At 66.1% G+C, this 24,077-nt stretch carries 18 protein-coding genes and 1 tRNA gene; 3 read left to right on the plus strand and 16 right to left on the minus strand.

Annotated elements, in window-relative coordinates; genetic code table 11:
• Positions 1-82: 82 nt before the first annotated feature.
• The 9 genes from ectB to AC5RVG_RS14250 all read right to left on the minus strand — a co-directional run bounded on the left by ectB (position 83) and on the right by AC5RVG_RS14250 (position 13,245).
• Positions 83-1,441, minus strand: a complete 1,359-nt coding sequence (gene ectB, locus AC5RVG_RS14210) for a diaminobutyrate--2-oxoglutarate transaminase (protein WP_494014391.1) — start codon at positions 1,439-1,441, stop codon at positions 83-85.
• Between the two features lie 598 nt (positions 1,442-2,039).
• Complete coding sequence (locus tag AC5RVG_RS14215) at positions 2,040-4,739, minus strand: helix-turn-helix transcriptional regulator (protein WP_494014330.1); 2,700 nt, start codon at positions 4,737-4,739, stop codon at positions 2,040-2,042.
• Positions 4,736-7,138 (minus strand): helix-turn-helix transcriptional regulator, encoded by a 2,403-nt coding sequence (locus tag AC5RVG_RS14220; RefSeq protein WP_494014331.1) that lies wholly within the window; start codon positions 7,136-7,138, stop codon positions 4,736-4,738. Before AC5RVG_RS14220 ends, AC5RVG_RS14215 begins: the two co-directional genes overlap by 4 nt.
• A gap of 153 nt (positions 7,139-7,291) precedes the next feature.
• Entirely contained in the window at positions 7,292-8,272 is a 981-nt protein-coding gene (locus AC5RVG_RS14225; RefSeq protein WP_494001412.1) for a ribose-phosphate diphosphokinase, read from the minus strand.
• Positions 8,269-9,807: a bifunctional UDP-N-acetylglucosamine diphosphorylase/glucosamine-1-phosphate N-acetyltransferase GlmU gene (gene glmU / locus AC5RVG_RS14230; RefSeq protein WP_494014332.1), complete on the minus strand. Its 1,539-nt coding sequence runs from the start codon at positions 9,805-9,807 to the stop codon at positions 8,269-8,271. Before glmU ends, AC5RVG_RS14225 begins: the two co-directional genes overlap by 4 nt.
• 56 nt (positions 9,808-9,863) lie before the next feature.
• Positions 9,864-9,935 (minus strand) — tRNA-Gln (locus tag AC5RVG_RS14235).
• A 110-nt stretch (positions 9,936-10,045) separates the two neighbouring features.
• A complete protein-coding gene (locus AC5RVG_RS14240; RefSeq protein ID WP_494014333.1) occupies positions 10,046-11,629 on the minus strand; it encodes a putative bifunctional diguanylate cyclase/phosphodiesterase in 1,584 nt (527 codons plus the stop codon).
• Positions 11,619-12,005, minus strand: coding sequence for a SpoIIAA family protein (locus AC5RVG_RS14245; protein ID WP_494014334.1), 387 nt, complete (start codon positions 12,003-12,005; stop codon positions 11,619-11,621). Before AC5RVG_RS14245 ends, AC5RVG_RS14240 begins: the two co-directional genes overlap by 11 nt.
• Positions 12,006-12,210: 205 nt before the next feature.
• Positions 12,211-13,245, minus strand: coding sequence for a hypothetical protein (locus AC5RVG_RS14250; protein ID WP_494014335.1), 1,035 nt, complete (start codon positions 13,243-13,245; stop codon positions 12,211-12,213).
• A 208-nt stretch (positions 13,246-13,453) separates the two neighbouring features.
• Here AC5RVG_RS14250 and AC5RVG_RS14255 point away from each other — a divergent pair, with 208 nt between their 5' ends.
• The gene (locus tag AC5RVG_RS14255; RefSeq protein WP_494014336.1) at positions 13,454-13,615 is read left to right on the plus strand and encodes a hypothetical protein; all 162 of its coding nucleotides are present in this window, start codon (positions 13,454-13,456) and stop codon (positions 13,613-13,615) included.
• 80 nt (positions 13,616-13,695) lie between these two features.
• On the opposite strand, the gene AC5RVG_RS14260 is transcribed toward AC5RVG_RS14255, so the two are convergent.
• On the minus strand, positions 13,696-15,417 hold the full coding sequence (locus AC5RVG_RS14260) for an ATP-binding response regulator (protein ID WP_494014337.1): 1,722 nt from the start codon (positions 15,415-15,417) through the stop codon (positions 13,696-13,698).
• Positions 15,418-15,641: 224 nt separating this feature from the next.
• Between AC5RVG_RS14260 and AC5RVG_RS14265 the strand changes: the two genes are divergently transcribed.
• Complete coding sequence (locus tag AC5RVG_RS14265; protein WP_494014338.1) at positions 15,642-16,616, plus strand: DMT family transporter; 975 nt, start codon at positions 15,642-15,644, stop codon at positions 16,614-16,616.
• Here AC5RVG_RS14265 and zapE read toward each other — a convergent pair.
• Positions 16,536-17,627: a cell division protein ZapE gene (gene zapE / locus AC5RVG_RS14270; protein ID WP_494014339.1), complete on the minus strand. Its 1,092-nt coding sequence runs from the start codon at positions 17,625-17,627 to the stop codon at positions 16,536-16,538. The genes AC5RVG_RS14265 and zapE overlap by 81 nt on opposite strands.
• Positions 17,628-17,851: 224 nt before the next feature.
• Positions 17,852-18,427, minus strand: coding sequence for an NADPH-dependent FMN reductase (locus AC5RVG_RS14275; RefSeq protein WP_494001421.1), 576 nt, complete (start codon positions 18,425-18,427; stop codon positions 17,852-17,854).
• Positions 18,428-18,542: 115 nt separating this feature from the next.
• Between AC5RVG_RS14275 and AC5RVG_RS14280 the strand changes: the two genes are divergently transcribed.
• Positions 18,543-19,043: a MarR family winged helix-turn-helix transcriptional regulator gene (locus AC5RVG_RS14280; RefSeq protein WP_494014340.1), complete on the plus strand. Its 501-nt coding sequence runs from the start codon at positions 18,543-18,545 to the stop codon at positions 19,041-19,043.
• A gap of 9 nt (positions 19,044-19,052) precedes the next feature.
• On the opposite strand, the gene AC5RVG_RS14285 is transcribed toward AC5RVG_RS14280, so the two are convergent.
• From AC5RVG_RS14285 to AC5RVG_RS14300, 4 genes are all read right to left on the minus strand, one after another.
• Complete coding sequence (locus AC5RVG_RS14285) at positions 19,053-20,888, minus strand: ABC-F family ATP-binding cassette domain-containing protein (RefSeq protein WP_494014341.1); 1,836 nt, start codon at positions 20,886-20,888, stop codon at positions 19,053-19,055.
• 69 nt (positions 20,889-20,957) lie between these two features.
• Positions 20,958-21,893, minus strand: coding sequence for a 4-(cytidine 5'-diphospho)-2-C-methyl-D-erythritol kinase (locus tag AC5RVG_RS14290; protein WP_494001424.1), 936 nt, complete (start codon positions 21,891-21,893; stop codon positions 20,958-20,960).
• An 18-nt stretch (positions 21,894-21,911) separates the two neighbouring features.
• Complete coding sequence (gene rsmA / locus AC5RVG_RS14295) at positions 21,912-22,832, minus strand: 16S rRNA (adenine(1518)-N(6)/adenine(1519)-N(6))-dimethyltransferase RsmA (RefSeq protein ID WP_494014342.1); 921 nt, start codon at positions 22,830-22,832, stop codon at positions 21,912-21,914.
• Between the two features lie 108 nt (positions 22,833-22,940).
• On the minus strand, positions 22,941-24,056 hold the full coding sequence (locus AC5RVG_RS14300; RefSeq protein WP_494014343.1) for a resuscitation-promoting factor: 1,116 nt from the start codon (positions 24,054-24,056) through the stop codon (positions 22,941-22,943).
• Positions 24,057-24,077: the final 21 nt, after the last annotated feature.

Consider the following 24,077-nt stretch of genomic DNA (forward strand, 5'->3'; position numbering starts at 1 on the left):
GGGCTGCCGCTGCACCTCGGGTGCGGTCGCTGCCCCGCCAACACTCCGGATTGCCCTGCTGCGCCCGTCCAGAGCTAACCGCCTATTTGCCAATGTGTGCTCGGCTCGGCGTGCTCACTGCGCGCAGCAGCGCCGAACTGGACGCCCGCGGCCTGAGGACGTCCCCACCGCGGCTGCCCGGCGTTTCGTCAAGCCATTCACCGGCAACCGATCGGACAGCCTCTGCAAGCAGGTCAAGCCCGCGGGTCATGTTTTCCGCGCTGATAGTCAATGCAGGCATGGCTTTGAGTACTTCTCCCTCCGGCCCGGAGGTTTCTACCAGCAAGCCACGGGCGTAGGATTCGGCGGCAACTTTTCGTGCCATTGTCCGGTCCGGGAAATACACGCCGGCCAAGAGCCCCCGACCGCGGACAAGGGCGCCTTCAATGCCGGCCGCCATCGTTGCCAGAGCTGCATGCAGCTGTGCGGACCGTGCCGCGATGTCTCGTTCGAATCCCCGACCGTTCCAGAAGTGTTCCAGGGCCGCGGTCCCGGTCACGAAGGCCGGGTTATGGCCGCGGAAGGTACCGTTGTGCTCCCCCGGCTTCCAGATGTCCAGTTCGGGTTTTAACAACATGACGGCAAGCGGCAGTCCGAAACCGGACAGTGATTTCGACAGGCAGACAATATCGGGTTGGACACCTGCTTCCTCAAAGCTGAAGAACGTGCCCGTACGTCCACACCCGGCCTGGACATCATCGACGATAAGAAGCATGCCGTGCTGGTGACAGATATCGGAGAGTCGCCGCAGCCAACTTCCACTGGCCGCTCTGAGCCCTCCCTCGCCCTGAACCGTCTCCACTATGACCGCGGCGGGTTTGTCCAGTCCGGACCCGCTGTCCTCCAACGCATGCTGCAGCCACAGGAAATCTTCCGCCGGCTGGTCGAAGTAGCCGTCATAAGGGAAGCTGGAGGCGTTATTGAGCGGAACTCCTGCGCCTTGGCGTTTTAGTGAATTGCCCGTTACCGCCAGTGCGCCAAGGGTCATCCCGTGAAACGCATTGGTGAAGCTCAGCACTTGGTGCCGGCCGGTAACCTTGCGCGCCAGCTTCAGCGCCGCTTCGACGCTGTTCGTCCCGGTGGGGCCGGTGAACATGACCTTATAGTCGAGACCGCGAGGGATCAGGATTAGTTCCAGGAACGTCTCCAGGAATCGCCGCTTCGCCGTCGTCTTCATATCGAGTGAATGGATGACCGACCCGGAGCGCAAGTAAGCAATCAGCGGCTCCAGGAGAAGCGGATTATTGTGCCCGTAATTGAGTGCTCCTGCGCCCGAAAAGAAATCCAGATACTCCCTGCCGTCCTCGCTATGCAGCGTGTCCCCGGCGGCGTAGTCGAAAACGGTATCCCAGGTCCGGCAGTAACTGCGGACCTCCGACTCGAGAGATGTAAAGATATCCATCATGCACCTGCCTTAGCTGTCGCTGGCTGCCGCCCCGGGCACGTTTCCTCCGGGCGGGGGGAGCGTCCGAGTCCCGGGCTGCAGGCCTGGACAACTCCGGTGCCCCGTCCTGCTGCGCCGGACCGTGCAGGACCGCCGCATGTGTGAACATGCGTGTGGCAGGCCCTCGAGACCTTGTCGAGTTCTGCGATCATGTCGATTCCCCAATCTGTTCAACCGGGTCCCCAATCCGTTCCACCAGACGGATTCTGCGATCGACCAGCGCGCGCAGTGCTCCTAAGGGGATGCGCGATGCTGCCCGTGTCCCAGGCGAGGCCCGTGCCCCAAATTCGGTTGCCGGGATGGATGTCACAGCCCGCCGACGCATGCCCGCGGACTGTCCCGGAACCGATAGTCGTCGAGAGCCTCACGCCCCCTTGGTTTCTACCGAAGCTTTCGACAGTTTCAGCCTAGGAAGCGGCTACGATGTATGCCCAAGTAGCCGACACTCGACTTGGACCGACAATTCGGCTGTTTCCTGCCGCGGCATGACCGATGGTCTACTTGCTGCTTCGCGGCGGGTACTTGGATCTGCACGTCAGCTACTTGCTGTTGGCCCTCACTGATCCAGTACTTCGGCGTACCGGATCAGCTGCTGGCGGTTCTCGACCCCGAGTTTTCGGTATATCCGGTACAGATGGCCCTCAGCGGTCCGGGGAGAGAGCGTCAGGGACTCCGCGATCTGCTTGTTGCTGGCGCCCCGGCGCACCAAGTGGACAATTTGTTGCTCCCGAGCGGTCAGTGCCGGTGCACTCCCCCGGGCACGTTCGGTTGCAGGAGTCGTGACACCGTCGAGTCGGCGCAGGGTTACCCGCAATTGGTGCAGTGCACCGTTGTGCTGGCGTTGAAGCCCCTGCCGCTGGTAGATGTCCGATGCCCAGGACGTTGCCGTGGCCGCGAGCAGATCTTTGCCCGCACGCGTTGCCATCTCGGCTGCTGTCATCAAACCCCCCGGATCCGATGAGGCCCTGCTGGACGCGACAGCCGCCAAAGCCTGGGTTTCGGGCCCATCCAACGGGGCGCACAGTTCCGCGAGACGTGCCGCCCCGCTATCGTCCCCGAGCAGGAGCTGATGCTCCAGGATCTCTTTCTCTGCGCTGACCCATCCCGCGGCACGGGCCGTTGCCGCGAAGGCTTCAAGTTCGTCCAGTAGAAGAACCGGATTTGCGCGTGCTGTTCCCGGCGGGCCCGCACGGCTTGATGCAGCTGCCGCAGCGTAGGCAGAGGCTACAAGCAGGCGCGGGCGGCTCCCGGTGCCCGCTTCTTTCTGCAAGCCAACCCGGAAGTCTTTGGCTTGCCCGCCGTTGCCCAACAGAGCCGCTCCGGCTGCTGCGGCTCCGAGCACGGATGGAAGCAGCATCCCTTGATCCTCGTGGCGCAGCGGGCCGATACCTTCCGCCAACGACTGGACCGCGGGCTTCATCCGGCCCCTTCGAAAGAGAAGCAGTCCTCGCAGAGCGGATTCGTTACCTGAAAACCAACGGTGCCGGCACGGCGCGGTCCTGCTGTATTCATCCAGGGCGCGTTCTGCCTCCTGGTAGCGGCCGACGATCAACAAGGACTCCACGTTCCGGGAAAAGACAAAGGGATAGAAGGACCGTAGCGAGGGAGTTGCCGCGACCAGCTTCAGGGCCTCTGTCCCGGCTTCCGCCGCCTGCCTGAAACGGCCGGTTTCCGCCAGGCAAAGCGCCTTGACGGTACCGGCAAGCAGTCGGGTAACTCCAGCATCCTCAGATCCAGGGGCAGGGGCGTTCTCCAGCCGATCGAGGGCCGTTCCGAAGTTTCCTTCCAACATGTCGCCATAAGCCTGCAGCAACCAAGCACCGGTTGCTGCATCCAGGCACGCCGCTGCGACCGGAGCGTCGCCCGGGACCGTCGAGGGTTGCGCCGCCGCTGCTTCCATCCAACCGGAGGAAATCTTTTCAAGCTGGGCCCGGTACCCGGCTTCCGGCTCCACCACGGACGCCCGGAGCAGCGCGGCGGCCGCGATTGTCCGACGGTCCACGTTCTCATGGATCAGGTCCAGTGCCGCTTTGGCCTCCGACCTGTCGCCCAGCCCCCAATGGGCGCGGGCTCGTTCCACCAGAGCTGCAGGCTGGCCGTTTGCGCCGGCATCGGCAAGCCTCAAAGCCAACGGATGGTCACACTCGTCATTGGCGGCACACGCGGCACGTAGTGATTCTTTGGGTGACGGCGGCCGGCCGGCGTCAACTTGCCAGCGCACCAGTTCCACCCTGGCTCTCTCAGGTGCAGGTTTCAGGCGGTTCATGACGTGCAGGAATTGGTTGAGAAGTTCCGCGCTGCATCCTGCGGGCACCATGGATCGGATAATGTCCGCGTACGGCGGGAACCGAAGCCGCACGGCGAGGTTTCCGCTGCGCATGTCCGCCAACAGCCCCATCTCCTCCAAGGATCGGACCGCCATACTGTCGAAGAGGGCACCGGCCGCTGCAGCCGGCACGGAGCCGGCCAGGGCGGCGATGTCCACCACACGCCGCTGAGGTGCCTCCAGCCCAGTGACCAGTCCCTTGAACAGATCAGCGGCGGCCGGATCCAGGCCAGTGGGTTCCTGGATCATCCGCCACACTCCGTGGTGCTGCACCACATTGCCCGCTGCAGCAGCGTGGGCGGCCAGGGCCTTCAGGAGGTGCGGATTTCCCAAAGACTTGTGCTGCAGCATCTGCACCGTCCCGCCGGCTACCGTCCCTCCGAACATCTGTTCAAGGGTGTTGCGGACTTCCGCCGTCGTGAGCGGCCGCACTTCGAAGGCTTCCAGGATCCCGTCCTGGCACAATTCCAGGAGCTCCCGCGGCTGCGCGCTCCAGCTTCTACAGAGCGCAAGGATCTTGAGCGAGCGCGCCATGACCAGTTGCGCCAGCAGATGGCTGCTCGCGTCGTCCAGATCATGGACATCGTCGACGATCAGCAACAGGGGACGGGCCTCGCCCGCGGGGCCCTTGGCAAGGGAGGAGCGCACCGTCCGCAGGACCGCCAGCGGAGATTCCAACTCCGCGGGGGTCACTCCCCTCAGATAAGGAAAGAGCGCACCGTAGGGCACGTGTGCCAGGGTTGGTTCGGCTCGTACCCGCTGCACCCGCACCGTGTCCCCAAGGTTCCGGACAACCTCATCCGCGACGGTGGACTTCCCTATGCCGGCGTCCCCGTAAAGCACCGCTCCGCCGGTTGCCTGGCCGGCGAGGCAAGCGGTCACCGCATCGACGAGGTCCCGGCGCCCGCCCCCGGAGCCGGAAACGTTCATGCGGTTGGGCCAGGGGACTCCGGAGCCAGCATCTCGGCCAACTCTTGACGGCTGCGAATGAGCAGTTTGGAAAACACCTGGTACAAGTGGCCTTCGACCGTTCTGGTCGAGACACCAAGTTCCCGGGCAACAGCGTGATTGCTGCGGCCCTCGGCAACAGACCTGGCAACAGCCTGTTCACGCGCCGTGAGGCGCCCGCGCCAGGCGGCCTCGTAGCCTGATTCCGTCCCGGCCTCAAGGAGTGTGCGAACCTTGCGCCTGACCCTGCGGAGTACATCGGCCCGTCCCGATCTGTCTGCGGCCGCCTCGGCCTGGCCGGCTACGTCGCGGGCAAAGGTCAGTTGACCGGCTCTAGCCGCTTGCTCGGCCGCTTGGAGAAGCAGGTTGGCGTTTCCGGAAGCGAGGCCCCTCGCGTACGTTTCGCAGACATCGGCGAAAGGTCCTTGGCACCGGGTGGCAAGTTCCAGCAGTCGGCCATCCTCGTCCACCCCGGACAGACGCACCATGGCCGCCAGCGCCATCATCTCCATGGCGCCGACCGCCGCCGACCGGTCCGCAGCCGCCTGCTGCCGCAGCAGTCGCAGCGCACCATCGACGTCGCCGCTGGCCGCCCGTGCCATGGCACGAAAGTGCCGTTCCAGGCGGGTGATGAGCCAGGGGCTTGCCCCGCCGCGGGGGGGTTCTGTTCCTGCCTCTCCGCCGGCTTCATTGAGCATGGCCCGGCAGTAAGCCGAGGCCGCTTCGGCCAATGGTGCCAATCCGTCGGGATCCGCTTCCGACGACTGGGCGCGGGCAGAGCGCAGCAGGCCCGCTGCACGGTGCAGATCACCGGTTGAGGCCAGTACGATGCCGTCAACGAGTTCCTCCCACGTACCGCCGGGATCACCACGGCGGCCGCACTGGCGGAGACGCCCGGCGCCGTCCAACCAGGAGCCGGACAGCAAGTAGGCTGCGGCCCGGTGCTGTTGGATCTCCCGGCGGCGTTCTTCAGGCAGCGTTGCAAGGTCGGGCCACGGCTCGTCGGCAACCGCCAGCGCATCATCACTGCGGCCGGTGACTGCCAAGGACTCGCAGAGCAGGGCCCGGCTGAGCAGTCTCTGCCACGTCGGGACAAAGGGATCCTCTGCACAGCGCCGAAGCAGGTCTAGCGAGCCAGCGTACTCACCCTGAAAGACCATGGACCGGGCCGTGTCCAGCGGCGGCACCAAGCCGTTCCGGACCGGTTCCGGGTGGCTGCGGAGGGTCGTCCGGGGCACGGCCGGTGGCCGGGACCGATAGTGGCCGTCGGGCGAGGTTGCGCGGAGGGCCTCTGCCATGAGCCGGTCAGCGATTTTGACCACTGGGGCCGGATGGTAGCCGATGCCGGCTATCCCGCGATACTGAAGCTGGTCCAAGGCACCACCGCGCCCGGTCGCCTGCAGATCGGACAGGGGAAGACCGCCGGACTCCGCGAGTTGGCGGGCGAGCTCCAGAACGTCGTCGTCCAAACCGCTCAGGGTCGCGCACACAGTGCTCACCGTGGGCGGCCCCAGCCGGACCGGTTTTCCGGTGTGGACCCATACGCCGTTCCGTTCCCGGAGAGTACCTGAGGATACGTAGTCCCTGACCAGCAACGGAACCAACCTTGGATTCCCGCCGGAATGTGCCTGCAGCACCCGCGCCGCTTCGCGTGAAAGCCGTCCGTCCAGCCCGGTCGCAGCCAGCTCGCCAACTTCCGACTGGTTCAGGGGAGGCAGGTCGATCCGCCGCATTCGCGGGTCGTGGCCCAGGCTCAGGAACGCCGGCGGAACCGCCGAAAAATCCCGGGCGAGAATAATGCTTCGTACATCTCCCCTCGTGACCAGTTGGCCGAGCAGTGTCGCGGAGTCGCCGTCGATATGCTCCGCGTTGTCGATCAGCAGGACGATGTCTCTGCCGCCGGCTGCCTGGCTCAGTTGTTGTGACAATCCGTCCAGAACCAGCATCGGGTGCGCCAGCTGCGAGTCATCCAACTCGGCCAGCAAGTATGTCAGCGCCCCGTAGGAGCGGCTGCGCGCGTACGCGGTGCCGCGCAGTTGGACGACCAGGACGCGTTCCCCAAGATGTTTAACCACATGCCGTGCCAGCAGCGTCTTCCCGTATCCAGAGGGCGCGACGACGACCGCGCCCGCGGATCCCCTGTCCGTCAGCGCTTTAAGAACCGCTCCTGCGACCTCCACCCGGCCGATCAGAACCGTGTCCGGGCCGGGCACAAGCGCATGACTGAATAAAGCGTCAGCCTTCATGGCGAGACCGTCTTTCTTCCCCTGCCCCCAACGCCCGACCCCCATCGGACGTGGGATTAACCATAGCCAGCGAGTCCGGCCTTGTACACGAGTAGCAGGCGGGTGGGCCTGGAACGGCTGCGGCAGATGATCCACGCCGGCCAAGGTACAGTCCCGGTCCGAGACGGGAAGCCTCCGGAGACGGAAACGGAGCCGGCGAGGGGGCGGCCACATCGTCAGGCCGTCACCCGTCGCCGGCTCCGCTCAGGAACCGCTGGAGACTGGTTGAAACTGTGTCAGGCCCCGCTGTCAGGCCTTGCCGTCGAAGAGGCTCGTGACCGAGCCGTCTTCGAAGACTTCACGGACCGCGCGGGCGACCAGCGGAGCAATCGACAGGACGGTCAATTCCTTGAAGTTTTTCTCCGGCGGGATCGGCAGCGTGTTGGTGACCACCACTTCCCGGGCACCGCTCTCGGAAAGCCGGCGGGCGGCGGGATCCGAGAACACGGCGTGCGTTGCTGCGATGATGACGTCCTTGGCGCCGGCGTTCTTCAGGACCTGAACGGCACCGGAGATCGTTCCGCCGGTGTCGATCATGTCGTCGATCAGCACGCAGGTGCGGCCCTCAACCAAGCCGACGACCTGCTTCGACACGGCCTGGTTCGGCGCGTTCACGTCGCGGGACTTGTGTACGAAGGCCAGCGGAGCCCCGCCCAGCCGCTCGGCCCACTGTTCGGCAACGCGGACGCGGCCGGTATCCGGAGACACCACGGTCACGTTGTCCAGGTCGACCCGTGTACGGACGTACTCGGCCAGGAGCGGGATGGCCATGAGGTGGTCGACAGGACCGTCGAAGAAGCCCTGGATCTGCGCCGTGTGCAGGTCGACGGACATCAGCCGGTCGGCGCCGGCCGTCTTGTACATGTCGGCCACCAGGCGGGCCGAAATCGGTTCCCGGCCGCGGTGCTTCTTGTCCTGCCGGGCATACGGGTAGAACGGAGCGACCACGGTGATGCGCTTGGCCGAGGCCCGCTTCAACGTGTCCACCATGATCAGGTGCTCCATCAGCCATTCGTTGATGGGAGCCGGGTGCGCCTGGATCACGAAGGCGTCGGTACCGCGCACGCTTTCCTCGAACCGGACGTAGATCTCGCCGTTTGCGAAGTCGTAGGCGGACGTCGGCAGGAGGTCGATCTCCAACTCTTTGGCGATCTCCCGCGCCAGTTCCGGATGGGCGCGTCCGGAGGCCAGCACCAGCCTCTTTTCGCCCTGTGCCTTGATTCCGCTCATGAAGGATCACTTTCTGCAGTTGGGGATTGCGTGGAGGAAGTTCGGGTGGCAGCTTCTGCAGATGAGCTGCCGGGGCGGTTCTTCTGCACCCAGCCGTCAAGGTTCCGCTGCGGCGCGACGCTGACCGCGAGCGCTCCGGGCGGCACATCCTTGCGGATCACCGCGCCTGCGCCGGAGTAGGCACCGTCGCCCACGTGCACGGGAGCCACAAAGACGGTGTTCGAGCCGGTGCGCACATTCGAGCCGATGACGGTACGGTGCTTCTTTTCGCCGTCGTAATTGGCGGTGATGTTGCCACAGCCAATGTTGGCATACTCACCGATCTCCGCATCCCCGGCATAGCCCAGATGGGACAGCTTGGCGCCCGTGCCGATGGTCACGTTCTTGGTTTCGTAGAACGCGCCGATCTTCCCCTTCTCGCCCAGCACCGTGCCGGGGCGAAGGTAGGTGAACGGGCCAACGGTGGCGCCGGGCCCGATCTCGGAATCGGTGCCGTGCGTCCTGATGACCGAGGCGCCCTCGCCCACGGTCACGTTCGTCAGGGTCGTCTCCGGCCCCACCACGGCATCGGAGGCGACATGCGTGGCGCCGTGCAGCTGGGTGCCGGGCAGCAGCGTCACGTCGGTGCCGAACGTCACCGTCGAGTCGATCCAGGTGGATGACGGGTCCACGATGCTGACGCCGGCCCGCATGGCAGCGTCCAAGACCCGCCGGTTGTGCTCCGCCCCCAGGGCAGCCAACTGGACCCGGTCGTTGGCCCCCTCCACCTGCCAGCGGTCGGTGGTGACGACGGCGGCCACCCGGCCGCCGTCGGCCCGGGCCAGCGACAGCACATCGGTCAGGTACTTCTCGCCCTGGGCGTTGTCCGTGGTGATCCTGGACAGGGCGGCGCGAAGGACTCCGGCATCGAAGGCGTAGATTCCGGAGTTGACCTCACGGATCGCGCGCTGTTCGTCGGTGGCGTCCTTGTGCTCGACGATGCCCTGGACACTGCCGTCCTCGGCGCGGATGATCCGCCCGTATCCGCCGGCGTCATCGAGGACTGCGGTCAGTACGGTAACGGCATTCCCGCTGGAAGCATGCTCGGCCACGAGTTCTTTCAGCAGCGCCGTGGTCAGCAGCGGAACGTCGCCGTAGGTAACCACCACGGGGCCGTCCGGCTGGGCGGGAAGGGCATCCAGCGCCACCTCCACTGCGCGCCCGGTACCGGGGATCTCGTCCTGGTCGACGATCAGTACGTCCGGATCCAGCGAAGAGATATGCTCCGCCACCCGGTCACGCTCATGGCGTACGACGGCGGCAAGCACCGTGGGTGCCAGGCCGCGTGCCGCGGCGAGCGCGTGGCCCACCATGGAGACGCCGCCGATCTCATGCAGGATCTTGGGCTTTTTGGACTTCATCCGGGTGCCCGCCCCCGCGGCCAGGACGATGACCGCTGCCGGTGTTGAAGCGTTTTTGACGTTTTGTTCAGGGACGTCCTGGGGGCTCACTAAGTGGCACTCCTCGCTGCGCTGATTCCGGTGTGGCCGGTGCATTTGGGTTAACGGCATCCTACCTGCCGCAGCACCTCCGGTTTACCGGCCGGTGGTCGTTCCGCCCATAGGATTCGAACCTATACTCCACGGCTCCAAAGGCCGGGGTGCTGCCATTACACCAGGGCGGACCGTGCCGCCAAGAACACTGACCCGGTGGCACAAGTGTCCATTTTGCCACGTTTGCCAACCCCGATGCGACTCGGCGGCACCGGCCGCCGACACATGGCATCCGTGCCGGTCACTCCACCGCGGTCGCGAGGCTGGGTGCGTCCTCAAAGGATGGCTCGACGGCCGCCGGCAGGCTGGCACCGCTGCGCAACAGCCGGGCCATGACTGCTGCCGACACCGGCTTGCTGAAATAGAACCCCTGGCCACCGCTACAGCCAAGATCGCGCAATTGTTCGGCCTGTTCCCGCGTCTCGATGCCCTCGAAGATCGCGTCCAGCCCCGCAGCACGAATGAGCTGAAGGACGGCACCGATGAAGTCCTGCTGGGAACCGTCGGCCGAATGCGTAGCAATGATTGACCGGTCCACTTTGACCATGTCGACCGGCAACCGGCGCAGGTAACTGATCGATGAGTAGCCGGTTCCGAAGTCATCGATTTCGATGCCGATCCCGAGCTTGCGCAGGGCCAGCAAGGAGTAGGTCTCCACTTCTCCCCCGGTAACCAGACCGGTCTCCGTGATCTCCAGCACCAGCGACTCGGCCGGCATTCCGGAATCCCTCAAAACGCCCCGAACGTGCTCTACCAGGTCGATGCGTTGGAGCTCGGCTACTGAGAGATTAACGCGGATCTGGAATCCCGGGTCCAGGTTCAGTTCGGCGGACCACTGGGCGAACTGGTGCGCGGCCGCCGACAAGGTCCACCGCCCCAGGTCAACAATCAGGCCGGTCTGTTCCGCCATGGGGATGAAGTCGGCCGGCATGACACGTCCCCGCACCGGGTGATTCCACCGGATCAACGCTTCCACCCCGATCGGCAGGCCCGTGCACAAATCCACCACCGGTTGGTACTCGAGCTCGAAGCCGCCGGTCGCGATGGCGCCGCGGAGTTCGGTCGCCATCTGGTTGTGCAGTTGGCGCGTTTGGAGCATATGGGACTGGAAGACCTTGGTGCGGTTCTGAGGGTCTTTTTTCGCCTCGTACATGGCCGTGTCCGCGTCCAGCAGCAGGCCCTGCGCGGTCTGTCCCGCATCTGCCACCCGGACGCCAATGCTGGCCTGGGGCCAGACAGTAACTTCATCCAGTTGGATTTCGTCATTGAGCACGCCCAGAATCCGCTGGGCCACCTGGAGCGCGAGATCCGTCGTCGCGCGCGGAAGCAGGACCGCAAATTCGTCGCCGCCCAGCCGTGCCACCGTGTCGCCGTCGCGCACGACGGACCTCAGCCTGTTTGCCACGACCGTGAGTACGCGGTCGCCGGCGTCGTGGCCAAAGCTGTCGTTGACCTGCTTGAAGGAGTCCATGTCCAGCAGGAGCAATGCCGGGGCCCGCTGGCCGGACCGCGCGTCGTCGAGCGCGGCGTCCATGTCCTTGGCCAAGGCCGTGCGGTTCGCCAGCCCGGTCAAGGCATCGGTAAGGGCCATCCGGCTCATGTCCCGATGTGCCTGGCGCAGTTCAGCCGTCCGTTGCTCGACGCGCTGTTCCAGTTCCATGTAGCTAAGCTGCAGTTCCTCGGCCAAGAGGTTGACGCCCGTGATGACGGCGTCGATATCGTCGCGTGCCGGCGAGGGGTCGATCCTGGTGGTCAGATCGCCTCCGGCCAGGCGGACCATCCCGTCGACCAACTGCTGGAGCCGAGGATCGGGATTATGCGGCATTGTCCCGTTCCAGCCACGCGAGGGCCTGTGGTTCGGAGTCAAAGTAGCGGACAGGGCATTCGGACGGTTCGGCTCCCAGTACGAAGTTGGCGATCACCCGGTCCACCGGGGACTCACCCACGAGGGCAATGGCGGACGCATTCGTCTGCCGACCCAGCATCGACCGGGCCAGGCGGGAAATTGATGTGACGCCCGTCATCCGCATCAAGACACGGCACGGGTGGCCGCCGGAAAGAACGCGAAGCTGTGTTGACGTGCGGGCCGCGACTTCGTCGGTGAAGGCTGCTCCGCGCGGAAGATCGACGCTGATGATGCCGTCGCCGGCACTGATCACGTCGGCTGCAACGGCATCGGCCGCGTCAACCATGCGCCTCATGCGGCCGCGTCGATATTGGATACCGCTCCTGCAACCCTCTCGGGCCAGCCATGACCTAGCACGTGCATCCGCTCCCCAACGATTCGGTGGAAGCTTTCGCTCCCGTCCAACAAATCCAGAACTTACTGCTTTAGAACTGCCAATCGTTCACAGCGTAAACGAACGGAGTTCACGACACGCTCAATGACACGATGAAGAATGCATATTACGAAGCCCGCGGAAACTCGGCGATTGTAGCCGCGACCTGCGCCGCCCGATCTTTGGCGCCCGCCTGGCTAAAATAGGCTTGGCTGTCCTTAAGGCAACGCAACGCATTCATGAAGTCGCCCTGCTCCCGCAGGGCCCTGCCCAGGAGAAGATTCGCTTCTCCCGCGGTCTGGTGGCCCATTGCCTCCGACTCGCTGCAAATAGCGACGAGTATCGCCACGGCTTGATCCAATTCCTGGTTTAGGACGTGCCAGTTGGCGCGGTTCAAGCGGTTCTTAAACCGGTCGCTGCCATCCTCACCGATAATCGACGCGGCCAACTCAGCGCGCTCCATGCAATGTTCTGTTTCTGCGTCTGCCACACCTGCCGACAATCGCATTGAGGCAGAAGCGCGATTGAACCAAGCCCACAGAGCCAGATCATTCAAGGGTGACAGGTACTCAGCTGCGAGCTTGTGGTATTTAATCCCGTCCTCGGCCTCATGCCGCAGGAAGGCCACATTACCGATGACCCAGTAGCCCTTACCTGTAGCCTGTGAATCGATGCCTGACCCCAAGATTCCGACAAGCTTCAGGCACTCCTGCCAAGCCTGCTCCAATTCGTCGCTCTCCGCGAGGGAAGCGATCAAGGCAAGAAAAGAACCTATTCTCAGGTTCTCGCCTACGTCTATGTCCGAGGAAATGTGAACCGCTTTGGCCCCGAACTGAACAGCTCGGTCTAGCTCGCCCGCTGCTTGACAAACATCCGACAGCAGGGTGAGCACACGGCATTCGAGCTCTCGCGACCCAAGCGTGATGGGGTGATTCCGGAGAACTTCTGCCGTATTAATGCAAGATCGTATGTCACCCATGCCCCGCTGGCATTCGGCTTGAAACAAGGTCATCTGCCACCATGCCGTTTCATCGCCTGCCTGTTTCGCACGACACGCGGCCTGGAGGGCAAGCTCCAGCCCGTGCAGAAAGTCCCTTCGGCCGAAAGCCTCCCGCGCGCGCAGCTCAATTAGGAAACTATCTCCGGACGGATCAGGAGCCATGGTGCCTATCCTCCATGCATCGAAGTTTATTCAGACAGGCAAGTGGTCCCATCTGCATCATCCTATTAGGCCCGCCGCGCTAACTGGGGAACCCGTGAAATGTGTCGTTTAACCGGTAGTTGGAACGCCCTCCTGTCTGTACACTAAACAGTGTCATCACCACTGCATCGATTTGCGAGTCTATGCATAAAAAACGAGGGAGCACCCGATGAAAAAGTTCTCGGCATCAGTACTCATTGCTGCAGTTCTGGCCATTACCGGCGCGACGGCTGCATCAGCAGCAGAAACGGCGATTGCGACGGACACCACAGTCAAGTCGGCACCGGTTTCTGGTGGCTTTTCGATTCAGACCGGCAACTGGCCGCACTAGTAAGTAAATAGAGCGGGAATCCCGCTCGCCGGCTGAGGCCGTGGCATGCATCTTCGGACGCGTGCCACGGCCTTGGTGGTTTAAGAGACAGCCACTGCGTCCGAGGCGTCGGCGGGTTGTTGTTTCGGTCCGGAATCCAGCGGCAGTGTAATCGTGAAGGTCGTGCCGATGCCGACCCTCGACTCCACGGAGATATCGCCGCGGTGCTGGTCGACCATCCCCTTGACGATGGCCAGGCCCAGGCCGGTGCCCTGGATGGCATGGGCGTTGGATGCCCGGTAGAAACGCGAGAAGAGCTGGGGCAGGTCTTCTTCCGGGATGCCGATCCCGCTGTCGGCGACCTTGACCACGGCGCAGGGAACGCCGTCGTCGTTCTTGCCGCCGAGGCCGACCGTGACCCGCACCTCCCCGTCCTGCGGCGTAAACTTGACGGCATTGGACAGGATGTTGGTGAAGACTTGCTCCAACATCTTTGTATCGCCGTCGGCGGCGAGCCGGGTGTCCAGCCCCTCACTGACCAGCTTTACGTTCTTGGCCTGCGCCACCGGTTCCAGCGCGGTGGAAACCGTGCGCAGGAGGCGTGGCAGGTCCACCGGTTCCGTCTTCAACCCGCTGCTCTGGAAATCCATCCTGGACAGGGTGAGCATGTCTTCGATCAACTCGCGGAGCCGCGCGGCATTGCGACCCACGATCTTCAGCATCCGCGCCACTGATTCCGGGACCTCACCGGCGTCTCCGTCCAGCACCAGCTCCAGGTACCCGGCGATAGAGGTCAACGGAGTCCGGAGCTCATGGTTGACCGTTGCCACGAAGTTCGACTTGGCTTGGTCCAGCTCGCGAAGCTTTTCCACGACCTGTTGTTGAACTGTAATCAGGTGCCCCTGAATCAGACCGTGGGCCAGGTTGCCGGCTACGTGCTGAAGCAGTGAAATCTCGGCAGGCGACCATGGCCGCGGCTGCCCCGTGCGGATCAGGCACAGCAAGCCGAAAGCCTGCGGGCCCTGCCCCAAGGGCGCGAGCAGGGACAATTTGCCCCGGGGGGTGGCGAGCCATTCGGCCACATGGGGATATGCGGCGATATCGATGCCGCCGTCGTCGGCCGACGTGAGCACGCTGTGCTTGGCCCAGAGCGCCGAGGACAGCTCCAGCACCTGTTCGTCGCTGCGGTAGGGCATGGAGCCCTGGGTGGATTCGCTGATCCATTGAGCGGTGGTATGCGGCACTCGTTCGTCCGCCAGGGTACGCACCCAGACGTGGTCGGCTTCGAAGGCCTCGCCGATGCCACTCAACGCGAGGTTGATCATTTCGTCCGGGTCATTCGTACTGCGAATGCCGTCGGACACATTCCGGATCCGCTCCCGCAGGACGGCCACCCCGTTGCGTTCCCGTCGCCGGTGTTCCGATCTCGCGAGGGTCACGCGGACACGGTTCACCACACTGGCGGCCGTCAGCGGCTTGATCAGGTAGTCGGAGACGCCCAGCTCGTAGCCGCGTTCCACCAAGTGCAGCTCGTCCTCGGTGGCCATGAGCATCACCCGCCACTGCGCGCCCGGCTGGCTGTCCGACAGCCGTCGCACGGCTTCCATCCCGGCCAGGGACATATCGGCGGCGTCCACCAAAAGGATGTCGGGCGGGTTGCGCTGCACCTCGGCCAACACCTCGGCCGCGGAAGTCAACGCAGCGACCGATATGCCGGCATCGCTCAGGACGCTGCGCAGGAACCCGCGGGTCGCAGGGTCCACGGCGCCGACCAGGACGGTTGGGCGCGCTGCCGCCCCGGGCTCACCTGCAACGGTCCGCACTGCATTCCTCCTGCATTGAACGCGGCCCGGTGTCGTCCCGGCCCCCCGACGTTATGAATGAAGAGTAGCAGTGCTCTCACCGGTACGACGGGAGGTTCCGTCCTGCCTCCGGCGCGCACCCGTCCCCCGATCAGGACCGGTGCAGGCCCGGCACCAGACGCGGGAAGCAGACATTCCGGTCCGGCCCCGGCCGGTGCACTGCCGCTTGGGTTAGCGTTGCCACCATGACACACGTCCCGCGGATCGCCGCCGTCCCGCTTTCGGTCCTTGCGGCCATCATCGTGACGGTGTTGGCGTGGGCGAGTGCCTTCGTCGTGATCCGCGGCGTGCTGCCGCATTTCGGGCCCGGTCCGCTCAGCCTGATGCGGCTCGCCATCGGCTCGGCCGCACTGGCACTGCTGTTGGTCGGGCGGCCGTGGGTCAGGCCGGGCCGCCGGGCGTGGTTGCTGATCGCCGGCTGCGGCCTGTCGTGGTTCGGCGTCTACAACTTCGCCCTCAACACCGCGGAGCAATCGCTCGACGGCGGCACCACCGCCATGATCGTCAATCTCGCACCCGTGCTCACGGCCTTGGGCGCCGGGCTGTTCCTGGGCGAAGGCATCCCCAGGTGGCTGGCCATCGGCGCCGGAGTCGCTTTCTCGGGAGTCGTCATGATCGGCTTCGGCACCGGTGACGGCGCGGCCGGCGGCGTCGGGCTGCTCTGGGCGCTGGCAGCGGCGTTGACGTACTCCGCCGGGGTGCTGCTCCAGAAGCCGGCCCTGGGCAGCGTGCCGGCCGGGCAGGTCACCTGGTTGGCCTGCAGCATCGGTGCACTCTCATCGCTGCCGTTTGCCGGTGACCTTTTGGCGGAACTGCGCACCGCCCCGGCCGCGGCGACCTTGGGCGTGGTGTATCTGGGGTTGGTGCCCACGGCCCTGGCTTTCAGCACCTGGGCCTATGCCCTGGCCCGGATGCCGGCCGGGCAACTGAGCGTTTCGTCCTACCTTGTTCCTCCGGTCACCATCGTGTTGGGGTGGCTGTTCCTGAGCGAGACGCCCACCTTGCTGGCCGTCATCGGCGGCGGGGTGTGCCTGCTGGGCGTTGCGCTGTCCCGCCGGCGCGACCGGCGGGAACGGCAGTCAGGGCGCGGCACCCACCCGGCCGAGGGTGCCCAACCGGCTGGCAATGCGGGAGATGTCGACGGCGGACGGGCTGGCTGACGAGGCCAGGTCAAGCGGCTCCGCGCTGATGACCGTCAACGGCACGTCGGTGTCATAGAGGATGTCCACAATATTGCTGAAGCGCTGCCAGCCGTTCATGCTGATCGCTTCCCGGGGCGGCACACCGGAGATGATCCAGTGGGCGGCGTGCGCCAGCAGGCCCAAATAGTCGGAGGCGGCGGTGGGCCCTTCGCACAGGTCGCGGAAATCGAACCACAATTCGGCCGGCGTGCTCCGAAGGACCGGCAGCGGCCAGCTCCCCGGCCGCAGTTCGCGCGCCTCTGCCGCGGACGGCCAGTCTAGGCCCGCCTCGGCAACCCGCGGGTCGCCGGGACCGTCCGGGGCAACGACCATGGCGCCGTCGCCGAACCGGCCGGGGCGGGCACCGCCGTCGTCCGACCGGCCGTCGGCGCAATCGGCGGGCTGCGTGCGGTAGTCGACCGGGCCGGCGACGGGGGCAACGTGCATGGTGCGGCGGATCAGGGCGATGGTGGGCTCGAACAGCTCATGGAAAGCCTCGCCGGGCATCAACTGCTCGGGCGGATAGTTCGAGGTGGTGACCAGCACTATGCCGCGGCGGTGGATGTCGCGCAGCAGCCGGGCCAGCAACTGGCCGTCCCCCGGATCGTGGACGTGGAATTCATCCAGGACCAGCAGGGCGCAGCCGCGCAGCAAGCCGTCGATGGCCACCTCAATGGCGCTGGTGCCCGGCGGCCGGGCCTCCGGGTCCTGCGCGTCGCGGCGGAGGGCGTGCAGTTGTCGGAACAGGTCGTGGAAGTGCCAGCGCTGCTTGCCCGGCACGTCGACGGCCTCGAAGAACGCCCGGGCCAACCAGCTCTTGCCCCGTCCGACGGGACCCCAGAGGTACAGCCCGCGGCGCGTGCCCGAAAAAGCGGGCAGTCCGGCGCGGAGCCGCGCGGCGGCGTCGGCGAGCAGGCGGGCGGCCTTTTGCTGGTCTTCATCGAGGCGGAAGCCGGCTGCCGAGGCGGCCTGCTCAAGATGGTCGAGCATCCCGCGGCGGCTGGGGGTCCGCCCCCGCAGGCCGGCCGCAGCGTTTCCTGCGTCCAGGACGCGTCCCTCCTTCTCCCGGTACCAACGAAACCCGACCCGCCGGTGCCATCGTTCCGGCCGTCCCCGCCTTAACGGCGCGGGGCGCCCCGGCTTCCCTGACGGGAGGTACGGAGCGCCCTGCGATGCGGAGCGTTAAGCGGCGCGAAGCCGCCGGGGGCCGCAGGTTAGTTGGCGGCGACAGCTGCGGCGCGGACGGACTCCATGGCCTTGGTCCACGGGATGAGCTGGTCGATCATCGGAGCCAGGGTGCCGGCGTTCTGCTCGGTCGGCTTGAAGTCGGCGAAGTTCTCGAAATCGGTGAACAGCGAGAACATGACCTGGTTGCGCACGTGGGCGATCTGCAGTTCGGACAGGATGTTGCGCAGGTGCTCAGCGGCACGGGCGCCACCCATGGAACCGTAGGAAACGATGCCGGCGGCCTTGTTGTTGAACTCGACGTTCAGGTAGGACAGGGCGTTGGTCAGGGCCGGCGTGACGGTGTGGTTGTACTCGCCGGTGACGAAGATGAAGCCGTCGAACTCGCTGATCTTGGCCGAGAACGCCTTGGTGTGGTCGTTCTGGTAGTTCTGGTACATGGCCGGGTAAGCTTCGTCCAGCAGGGGCAGGTTGAAGTCGGCGATGTCGACGACCTCGAACTCGGCGTCGGTGCGGCCGGCGGCCTGGGCGAGAACCCAATCGGCAACCTGCTTGTTGACACGACCCGGACGGGTGCTGCCGGTAACGATAGCGATCTTGGTCATAAATAACCCCTTCGAGGTCTGGTCCCGACGTGCCAACATTGTCGACGCGTCATGGTTTTGTTGACACGTCAATTATGCAGGGCGGAAACTTGAATTGTCAACCAAAGGCGAGGAAGTGACAGTCGTGAACTCCGACACCCGCTGGCTGGACGATCACGAGCAAGAGATCTGGCGCGCCTTCCGGGAATTGCTGTGGGGCTTCGAGTCCGCCATGGACCGCCAGCTGCTGCGCGACTCCGACCTGTCCGGCGTGGAGTATTCGGTCCTGGCGTCCCTGTCGGAGGCGGACGAGGGCGTCATGCGGGCCCGGGACATCGCGCAGCAGCTGGACTGGGAGCGCAGCCGACTGTCCCACCTGCTCAAGCGGATGGAAGCCCGCGGGCTGGTGGAGCGGGTGGCTTGTGCCACGGATGCGCGGGGTTTCAACATCTCGATGACCGCAGCCGGCTGGGAGGCCATCCGGCAGGCCGCCCCCGGGCATGTCAGCTTCGTGCGCGAGAACGTCTTCGATCCACTCTCGGCCGCGGAGCGCGAGGCGCTGCTCTCGGCAACCGCCAAGATCCAGCGGTCCATCCGCGACGCGGGCCTCTGGGGGAACAGCGGCAGGTCGTCCTGAGCCGAGGGATCACTCCAGGATTTCGGAGACCTCCAGCCACTCCAGCTCCAGGCCTTCCTTCTCCTCGGCGATTTCCTGCAGCTTGCGGTTCATCTCCGCCAGCCCGGCGAAGTCGACGTCGGACTTGGCGCCTGCCGCGTGCATCTGCTCCTTGAGCTTGTCCTCCTGCTGGCCCAGTTTGCCCAGTTGGCGCTCGATCCGGTTGAGGTCCTTCTTGGCCTGGCGCTTGTCCGCTTCGCTGTGCACGGCGCCGGAGGATGGTGCGGCGGTGGCGCTTGCGCCGGCCGGGGACGGCGCGGGCCGGCCGGCGAGCGCCGCTTCGCGGAGCTCAAGGTACTGGTCCACTCCCCCGGGCAGCCCGCGGAGCTTGCCGTCGCCCAGCAGCGCCACCTGATGGTCGGTCACCCGTTCCAACAGGTAGCGGTCGTGCGAGACGACCACGAGCGTGCCCGGCCAGCCGTCGAGCACATCCTCCACGGCCGCCAGCGTGTCCGTATCCAGGTCGTTGGTGGGCTCGTCCAGCATCAGCACGTTCGGTTCCCCGACCAGCAGCCGCAGCAGCTGCAGCCGCCGCCGCTCCCCGCCGGACAGGTCGCGCACCGGCGTCCACTGCTTCTCCTTGGAAAAGCCGAGCTGTTCCACCAGCTGGCTGGCGGAAACCTCGCGTCCGCCGATGTTGAAGACCTGGCGTTCGCGCTGGATCACCTCCACCACTCGGAGGTCCATGACATCGTCGAGTTCGCGGACTTCCTGCGTGAGCATGGCCGTCTGCACCGTCTTGCCGCGCTTGACCTTGCCGGCCGTGGGCTGGATCTCGCCGTTCAGCAACCGCAGCAGGGTGGTCTTGCCCGCCCCGTTGACGCCGACCAGGCCGAGCCGTTCCCCCGGTGCCAGCCGCAGCGTGATGTTGTCGAACAGCGCGGCGGGCCCGCCGTCGCCGTCCGTGGGCCGGGCCGGCGGGGTGTAGGAAACCTGCTCCAAGTCCAGCACGTCCTTGCCGAGCCGGGCGGTGGCCATCTTGTTCAGGGCCACCGCGTCCCGGGGCTCGGGCACGTCGGCGATCAGCTCGTTGGCCGCTTCAATCCGGAACTTCGGCTTCGCGGTCCTGGCGGGAGCACCGCGGCGCAGCCAGGCGAGCTCCTTTTTCACCAGCTGCTGCCGCTTGCCTTCGACGACGGCCGCCGTCCGGTCGCGTTCCGCACGGGCCAGCACGTAGGCGGCGTACCCGCCGTCGAACGGGTCGACGGTGCCGTCGTGGACCTCCCAGGTCCGGGTACACACTTCGTCCAGAAACCACCGGTCGTGGGTGACCACCAGGAAGGCCCCCTCGGTGGGGCGCCACCGCGTCTGCAGGTGCCGGGCCAGCCAGGCGACCCCCTCGACGTCGAGGTGGTTGGTCGGCTCGTCGAGCATGATCACGTCATGGGGCTCGATCAGCAGCTTGGCGAGGGCGACCCGGCGGCGCTGCCCGCCGGACAAGGACGACACCGTCGCGTGCCAGTCGACGTCGCCGACGAGGCCGTTCATGATTTCGCGGATCTGCGGGTTGGAGGCCCACTCGTGCTCGGCCGCTTCGCCGACGATCGCCACGCCGACCGGCAGGTCTCCGTCCAGCACGTCCTGCTGGTCCAGGTAGCCCACGTTGACGTCGCCGCGCTTGGTGACCCGGCCGTCGTCGGGCGTGGCGCGGTGCGCCAGCAGCCGCATCAGGGTGGACTTGCCGTCGCCATTGCGCCCCACCATGCCGATCCGGTCCCCTTCGTTCAGGCCGAGGGACACCGAGTCCAGGATGGTGCGGGTGGCAAAGGAGACGCTGACGTTTTCTGCGCCGAGCAGGTGGACCAAGGATGCTGCTTTCTGTTGCGTTGGTGGAGGCGGACGCGCCGCTGTCGTTCCAGGGGCGGGGCGGGGCGGTCAGGCCATGATGCGGGCGCCGTGCACCGGTCCGCGGACCGGCAGGGCAACCACGCCGGCGACATCCGCGAGCCGCTGCCCCAGCTCGGCCGCCTCGCGCCGTCCGGCGGTCAGGAAGGCTACCGTCGGCCCGGACCCGGAAACCAAGCCCGCCAGCGCGCCTTCGGCCTCGCCCAGTTCAAGGATATCGGCCAGTTCGGGGGCCAGCTCGATGGCGGCCTCCTGCAGGTCGTTATGCAGGCAGCCGGCCAGCTGGTGGACGTCGCCGGACTGCATTGCCTGCAGGATCGCCGGGTCCACCTGCTCGGGCTCGTCCGGGACGTGGCCGCGGCGGGCGCGCAGGTCGTCGGCCACGGCGTAGACCTTGGGCGTGGACAAACCGAACGAGGCGGGCACCAGGACCCAGTGCATTTCGCTGCGTGCCAGCGCCGGCGTCAGCCGGTCGCCGACGCCCAGGCCGACGGCCACTCCGCCGTGCAGCGCAAACGGCACGTCTGCGCCGAGCCCGGCGGCCAGGCCGATCAGCTCGTCGCGGGAGTAGCCTGTGTTCCAGAGCGCACTGCACGCAACCAGGGCGGCGGCCGCGTCGGCGGAGCCGCCGCCCATGCCGCCGGCAATCGGCACCCGCTTGGTGATGTCCAGGTGCACGCCCTGGGCGTGTCCGGAGGTTTCGCGGATCAGGTCGGCGGCCTGCACCGCCAGGTTGGAAGCGTCCAGCGGGATGCCGTCCAGATCGAAGTCCAGCCCGGGCCCGTTGCGCACGCTGACCGTGATGGCATCGTCCTCACGCGCGGTGGCGGTGACCTCCTCATACAACGAGAGCGCCAGATAGACGCTGGCCACCGAGTGGTAGCCATCCGGTCGCGGGCCGCCGACGCGGAAGGAGACGTTGATCTTTCCGGGCGCCATGACGCGGACGGGACGTGTTCTGGTCATATCGATGCCGCCACCTTCCTAGCCGACAAGCCGATGGTTGAACTCGGCGATGCGGGCGAAGGCGGCAATGTCCAGCACCTCTCCGCGGGCGCCGGGGTCCACATTTGCCAGCCGCAGCGCTTCCTCGGCCCGGGCGGCGCTGCCGGCCCAGCCGGCCAGCGCGGCGCGCAGCGTCTTGCGGCGTTGCGCGAACGCCGCGTCGATGACGGCAAACACTTCATGGCGCGGGGCGCGGGTCACGGGCGGCTGCCCGCGGGTGAACTCCACCAGCCCGGAAGCGATCTTGGGTGCGGGCCAGAACACGTTCATGCCGATCACCCCTGCCTTGCGCATGGTGCCGTACCACGCGGCCTTGACGCTGGGCACACCGTAGATCTTGGAGCCGGGCTTGGCCGCGAGCCGGTCGGCCACCTCATCCTGAACCATGACCAGTCCGTGCCGCAGCGACGGGAAGTGCTCCAGCAGGTGCAGTACCACCGGCACGGCCACGTTATAGGGCAGGTTAGCGACCAGCGCATCCGGGGCCTTGGGCAGTTCCCTGACCCGCAGCGCGTCCGCCAGCACCACGTCCAGGCGCCCGGCGGCATCGGGACGCCATTCGGCCGCTGTGCGTTCCAAGCGGACGGCGAGTTTGGGATCGATTTCGACGGCGACCACGTGCCCGGCCGCGTCCAGCAGCCCGAGCGTGAGCGACCCCAGGCCGGGCCCGACCTCCAGGACTGTCTCGCCGGGGACAACATGGGCGGCAGCCACGATCCGACGGATGGTGTTGCCGTCGATCACGAAGTTTTGCCCGAGGGTCTTGGTGGGACGCACGTCCAGTTCGGCCGCGAGCCGGCGGACGTCGGCCGCTCCGAGCAAGGGCCGGGTGGGGGCGGGCGCGGCTCCCCCGGCGTCGTGCCGTGAGTCGGTACCGGAGGCGGATTGGGGTTCTGTCACTGTGCCATCGTATCGGGCCGCCGGCAGCGGCCGTGGCGGCGCCGCCCGGTTAACGCACACCGGGCCCGGGCAGCGAAGCCCGGGCCCGGTGGATAGCAGGCGGATGCCTTACAGCAGTCCCAGCTTGGCGGCACAGGCCGGCCAGTGGCCCCAGCCGCCGTTGCTGCGCAGCACTTCGGCGGTAGCGATCTGCTCGGAGGGCGTGGCCATGTAGGCGTAGGGCGCGTACTTGCCGCCGCCGGCGCCGAGCCAGGAGCTAGCGCTGAACTGCAGTCCGCCGGAGTAGCCGTTGCCGGTGTTGATGGACCAGTTGCCGCCGGACTCGCATTCGGCGAGCGCCTGCCAGGTCCCGCCGACGTTGGCGTTGTTGACCTTGGCCGGACGCTTCTTGGTGCCCACCGTGATCTTCTGGCTGACCGGTTCGCGGGTGACCTTATCGCTGACGAGTTTCCGGTCGGTTTCCTTGCCGTCGGTGAGGACGACCTCGTAGACCTTGACGCGTTCGCCGGGCTCCCCGGCCCGGGTGACCTTCTCTTCGCCTTCGTACATGGCGGAGTTGGTCGTGGTGGCCGTCTCGAACGGGACGGACTCGGCCTCCTCCACGCGTTCGCGGTCGATCCGGGTCACTTTGACCTTGGTGCCTTCGGTCACCGGCTCGGCCTCGGCAACGGAGAGCTTGTCTTCCTTGCCCAGCTTGATCTTCTGTTCCTGGAGCAGGTCGCCGATGGTGGTCGCGGTGGTGACTTCCTTGCGGGTCTTGCCGTCGACAGCGATGGTGACGTTCTTCGGCGTCGAGATCGTCACCGCGCCGCCCACCGAGGCCAGCTCGGCAGTCAACGGGGCGGACAGGGCCGACTTTTCGTTGACTTCCAGTTCGTCCAGCAGTTCCTCGACGGTGGCGGCGGTGGTGTGCACGGTGGAGGCCTTGCCGTCCACGTTCACGTCTACGGGTTTGGCGGTGACCACTTCGATGCTGGCACCGTCAGCGATCTCTTCGCCCACCGCAGGGGTGACGTCGTCGAGCTCGCCGACCTGCACCTCGGATTCGGCCAAGACGTCTGCAACGGTGGAACCGAACGTGGTGACGGTGCTGGCCTGCCCGTCCACGGTCAGCGTGACCGACTTGTTGTTGCCCACAAAAGCCACCAGCCCGAGGACCAAGGCGGTCATGACGACGACCTGGCCGGCGATCTTCACCCAGCGGTTCTTCAGTGCGTTTGTCACGGTTCCCGAATCTGTTGCAGT

The organism is Arthrobacter senegalensis (assembly GCF_059091765.1).

Bases quoted from the DNA above. Each gene is read 5' to 3' on its own strand.
- AC5RVG_RS14225 (WP_494001412.1), bottom strand. From the start codon at position 8,272: ATGAGCGGAATCAAGGCACAGGGCGAAAAGAGGCTGGTGCTGGCCTCC.
- AC5RVG_RS14245 (WP_494014334.1), bottom strand. From the start codon at position 12,005: ATGAGGCGCATGGTTGACGCGGCCGATGCCGTTGCAGCCGACGTGATC.
- AC5RVG_RS14265 (WP_494014338.1), top strand. From the start codon at position 15,642: ATGACACACGTCCCGCGGATCGCCGCCGTCCCGCTTTCGGTCCTTGCG.
- AC5RVG_RS14215 (WP_494014330.1), bottom strand. From the start codon at position 4,739: ATGAACGTTTCCGGCTCCGGGGGCGGGCGCCGGGACCTCGTCGATGCG.
- ectB (WP_494014391.1), bottom strand. From the start codon at position 1,441: ATGGATATCTTTACATCTCTCGAGTCGGAGGTCCGCAGTTACTGCCGG.
- AC5RVG_RS14255 (WP_494014336.1), top strand. From the start codon at position 13,454: ATGAAAAAGTTCTCGGCATCAGTACTCATTGCTGCAGTTCTGGCCATT.
- AC5RVG_RS14290 (WP_494001424.1), bottom strand. From the start codon at position 21,893: ATGACCAGAACACGTCCCGTCCGCGTCATGGCGCCCGGAAAGATCAAC.
- glmU (WP_494014332.1), bottom strand. From the start codon at position 9,807: ATGCACCGGCCACACCGGAATCAGCGCAGCGAGGAGTGCCACTTAGTG.
- AC5RVG_RS14240 (WP_494014333.1), bottom strand. From the start codon at position 11,629: ATGCCGCATAATCCCGATCCTCGGCTCCAGCAGTTGGTCGACGGGATG.
- AC5RVG_RS14250 (WP_494014335.1), bottom strand. From the start codon at position 13,245: ATGGCTCCTGATCCGTCCGGAGATAGTTTCCTAATTGAGCTGCGCGCG.
- zapE (WP_494014339.1), bottom strand. From the start codon at position 17,627: ATGCTCGACCATCTTGAGCAGGCCGCCTCGGCAGCCGGCTTCCGCCTC.
- AC5RVG_RS14275 (WP_494001421.1), bottom strand. From the start codon at position 18,427: ATGACCAAGATCGCTATCGTTACCGGCAGCACCCGTCCGGGTCGTGTC.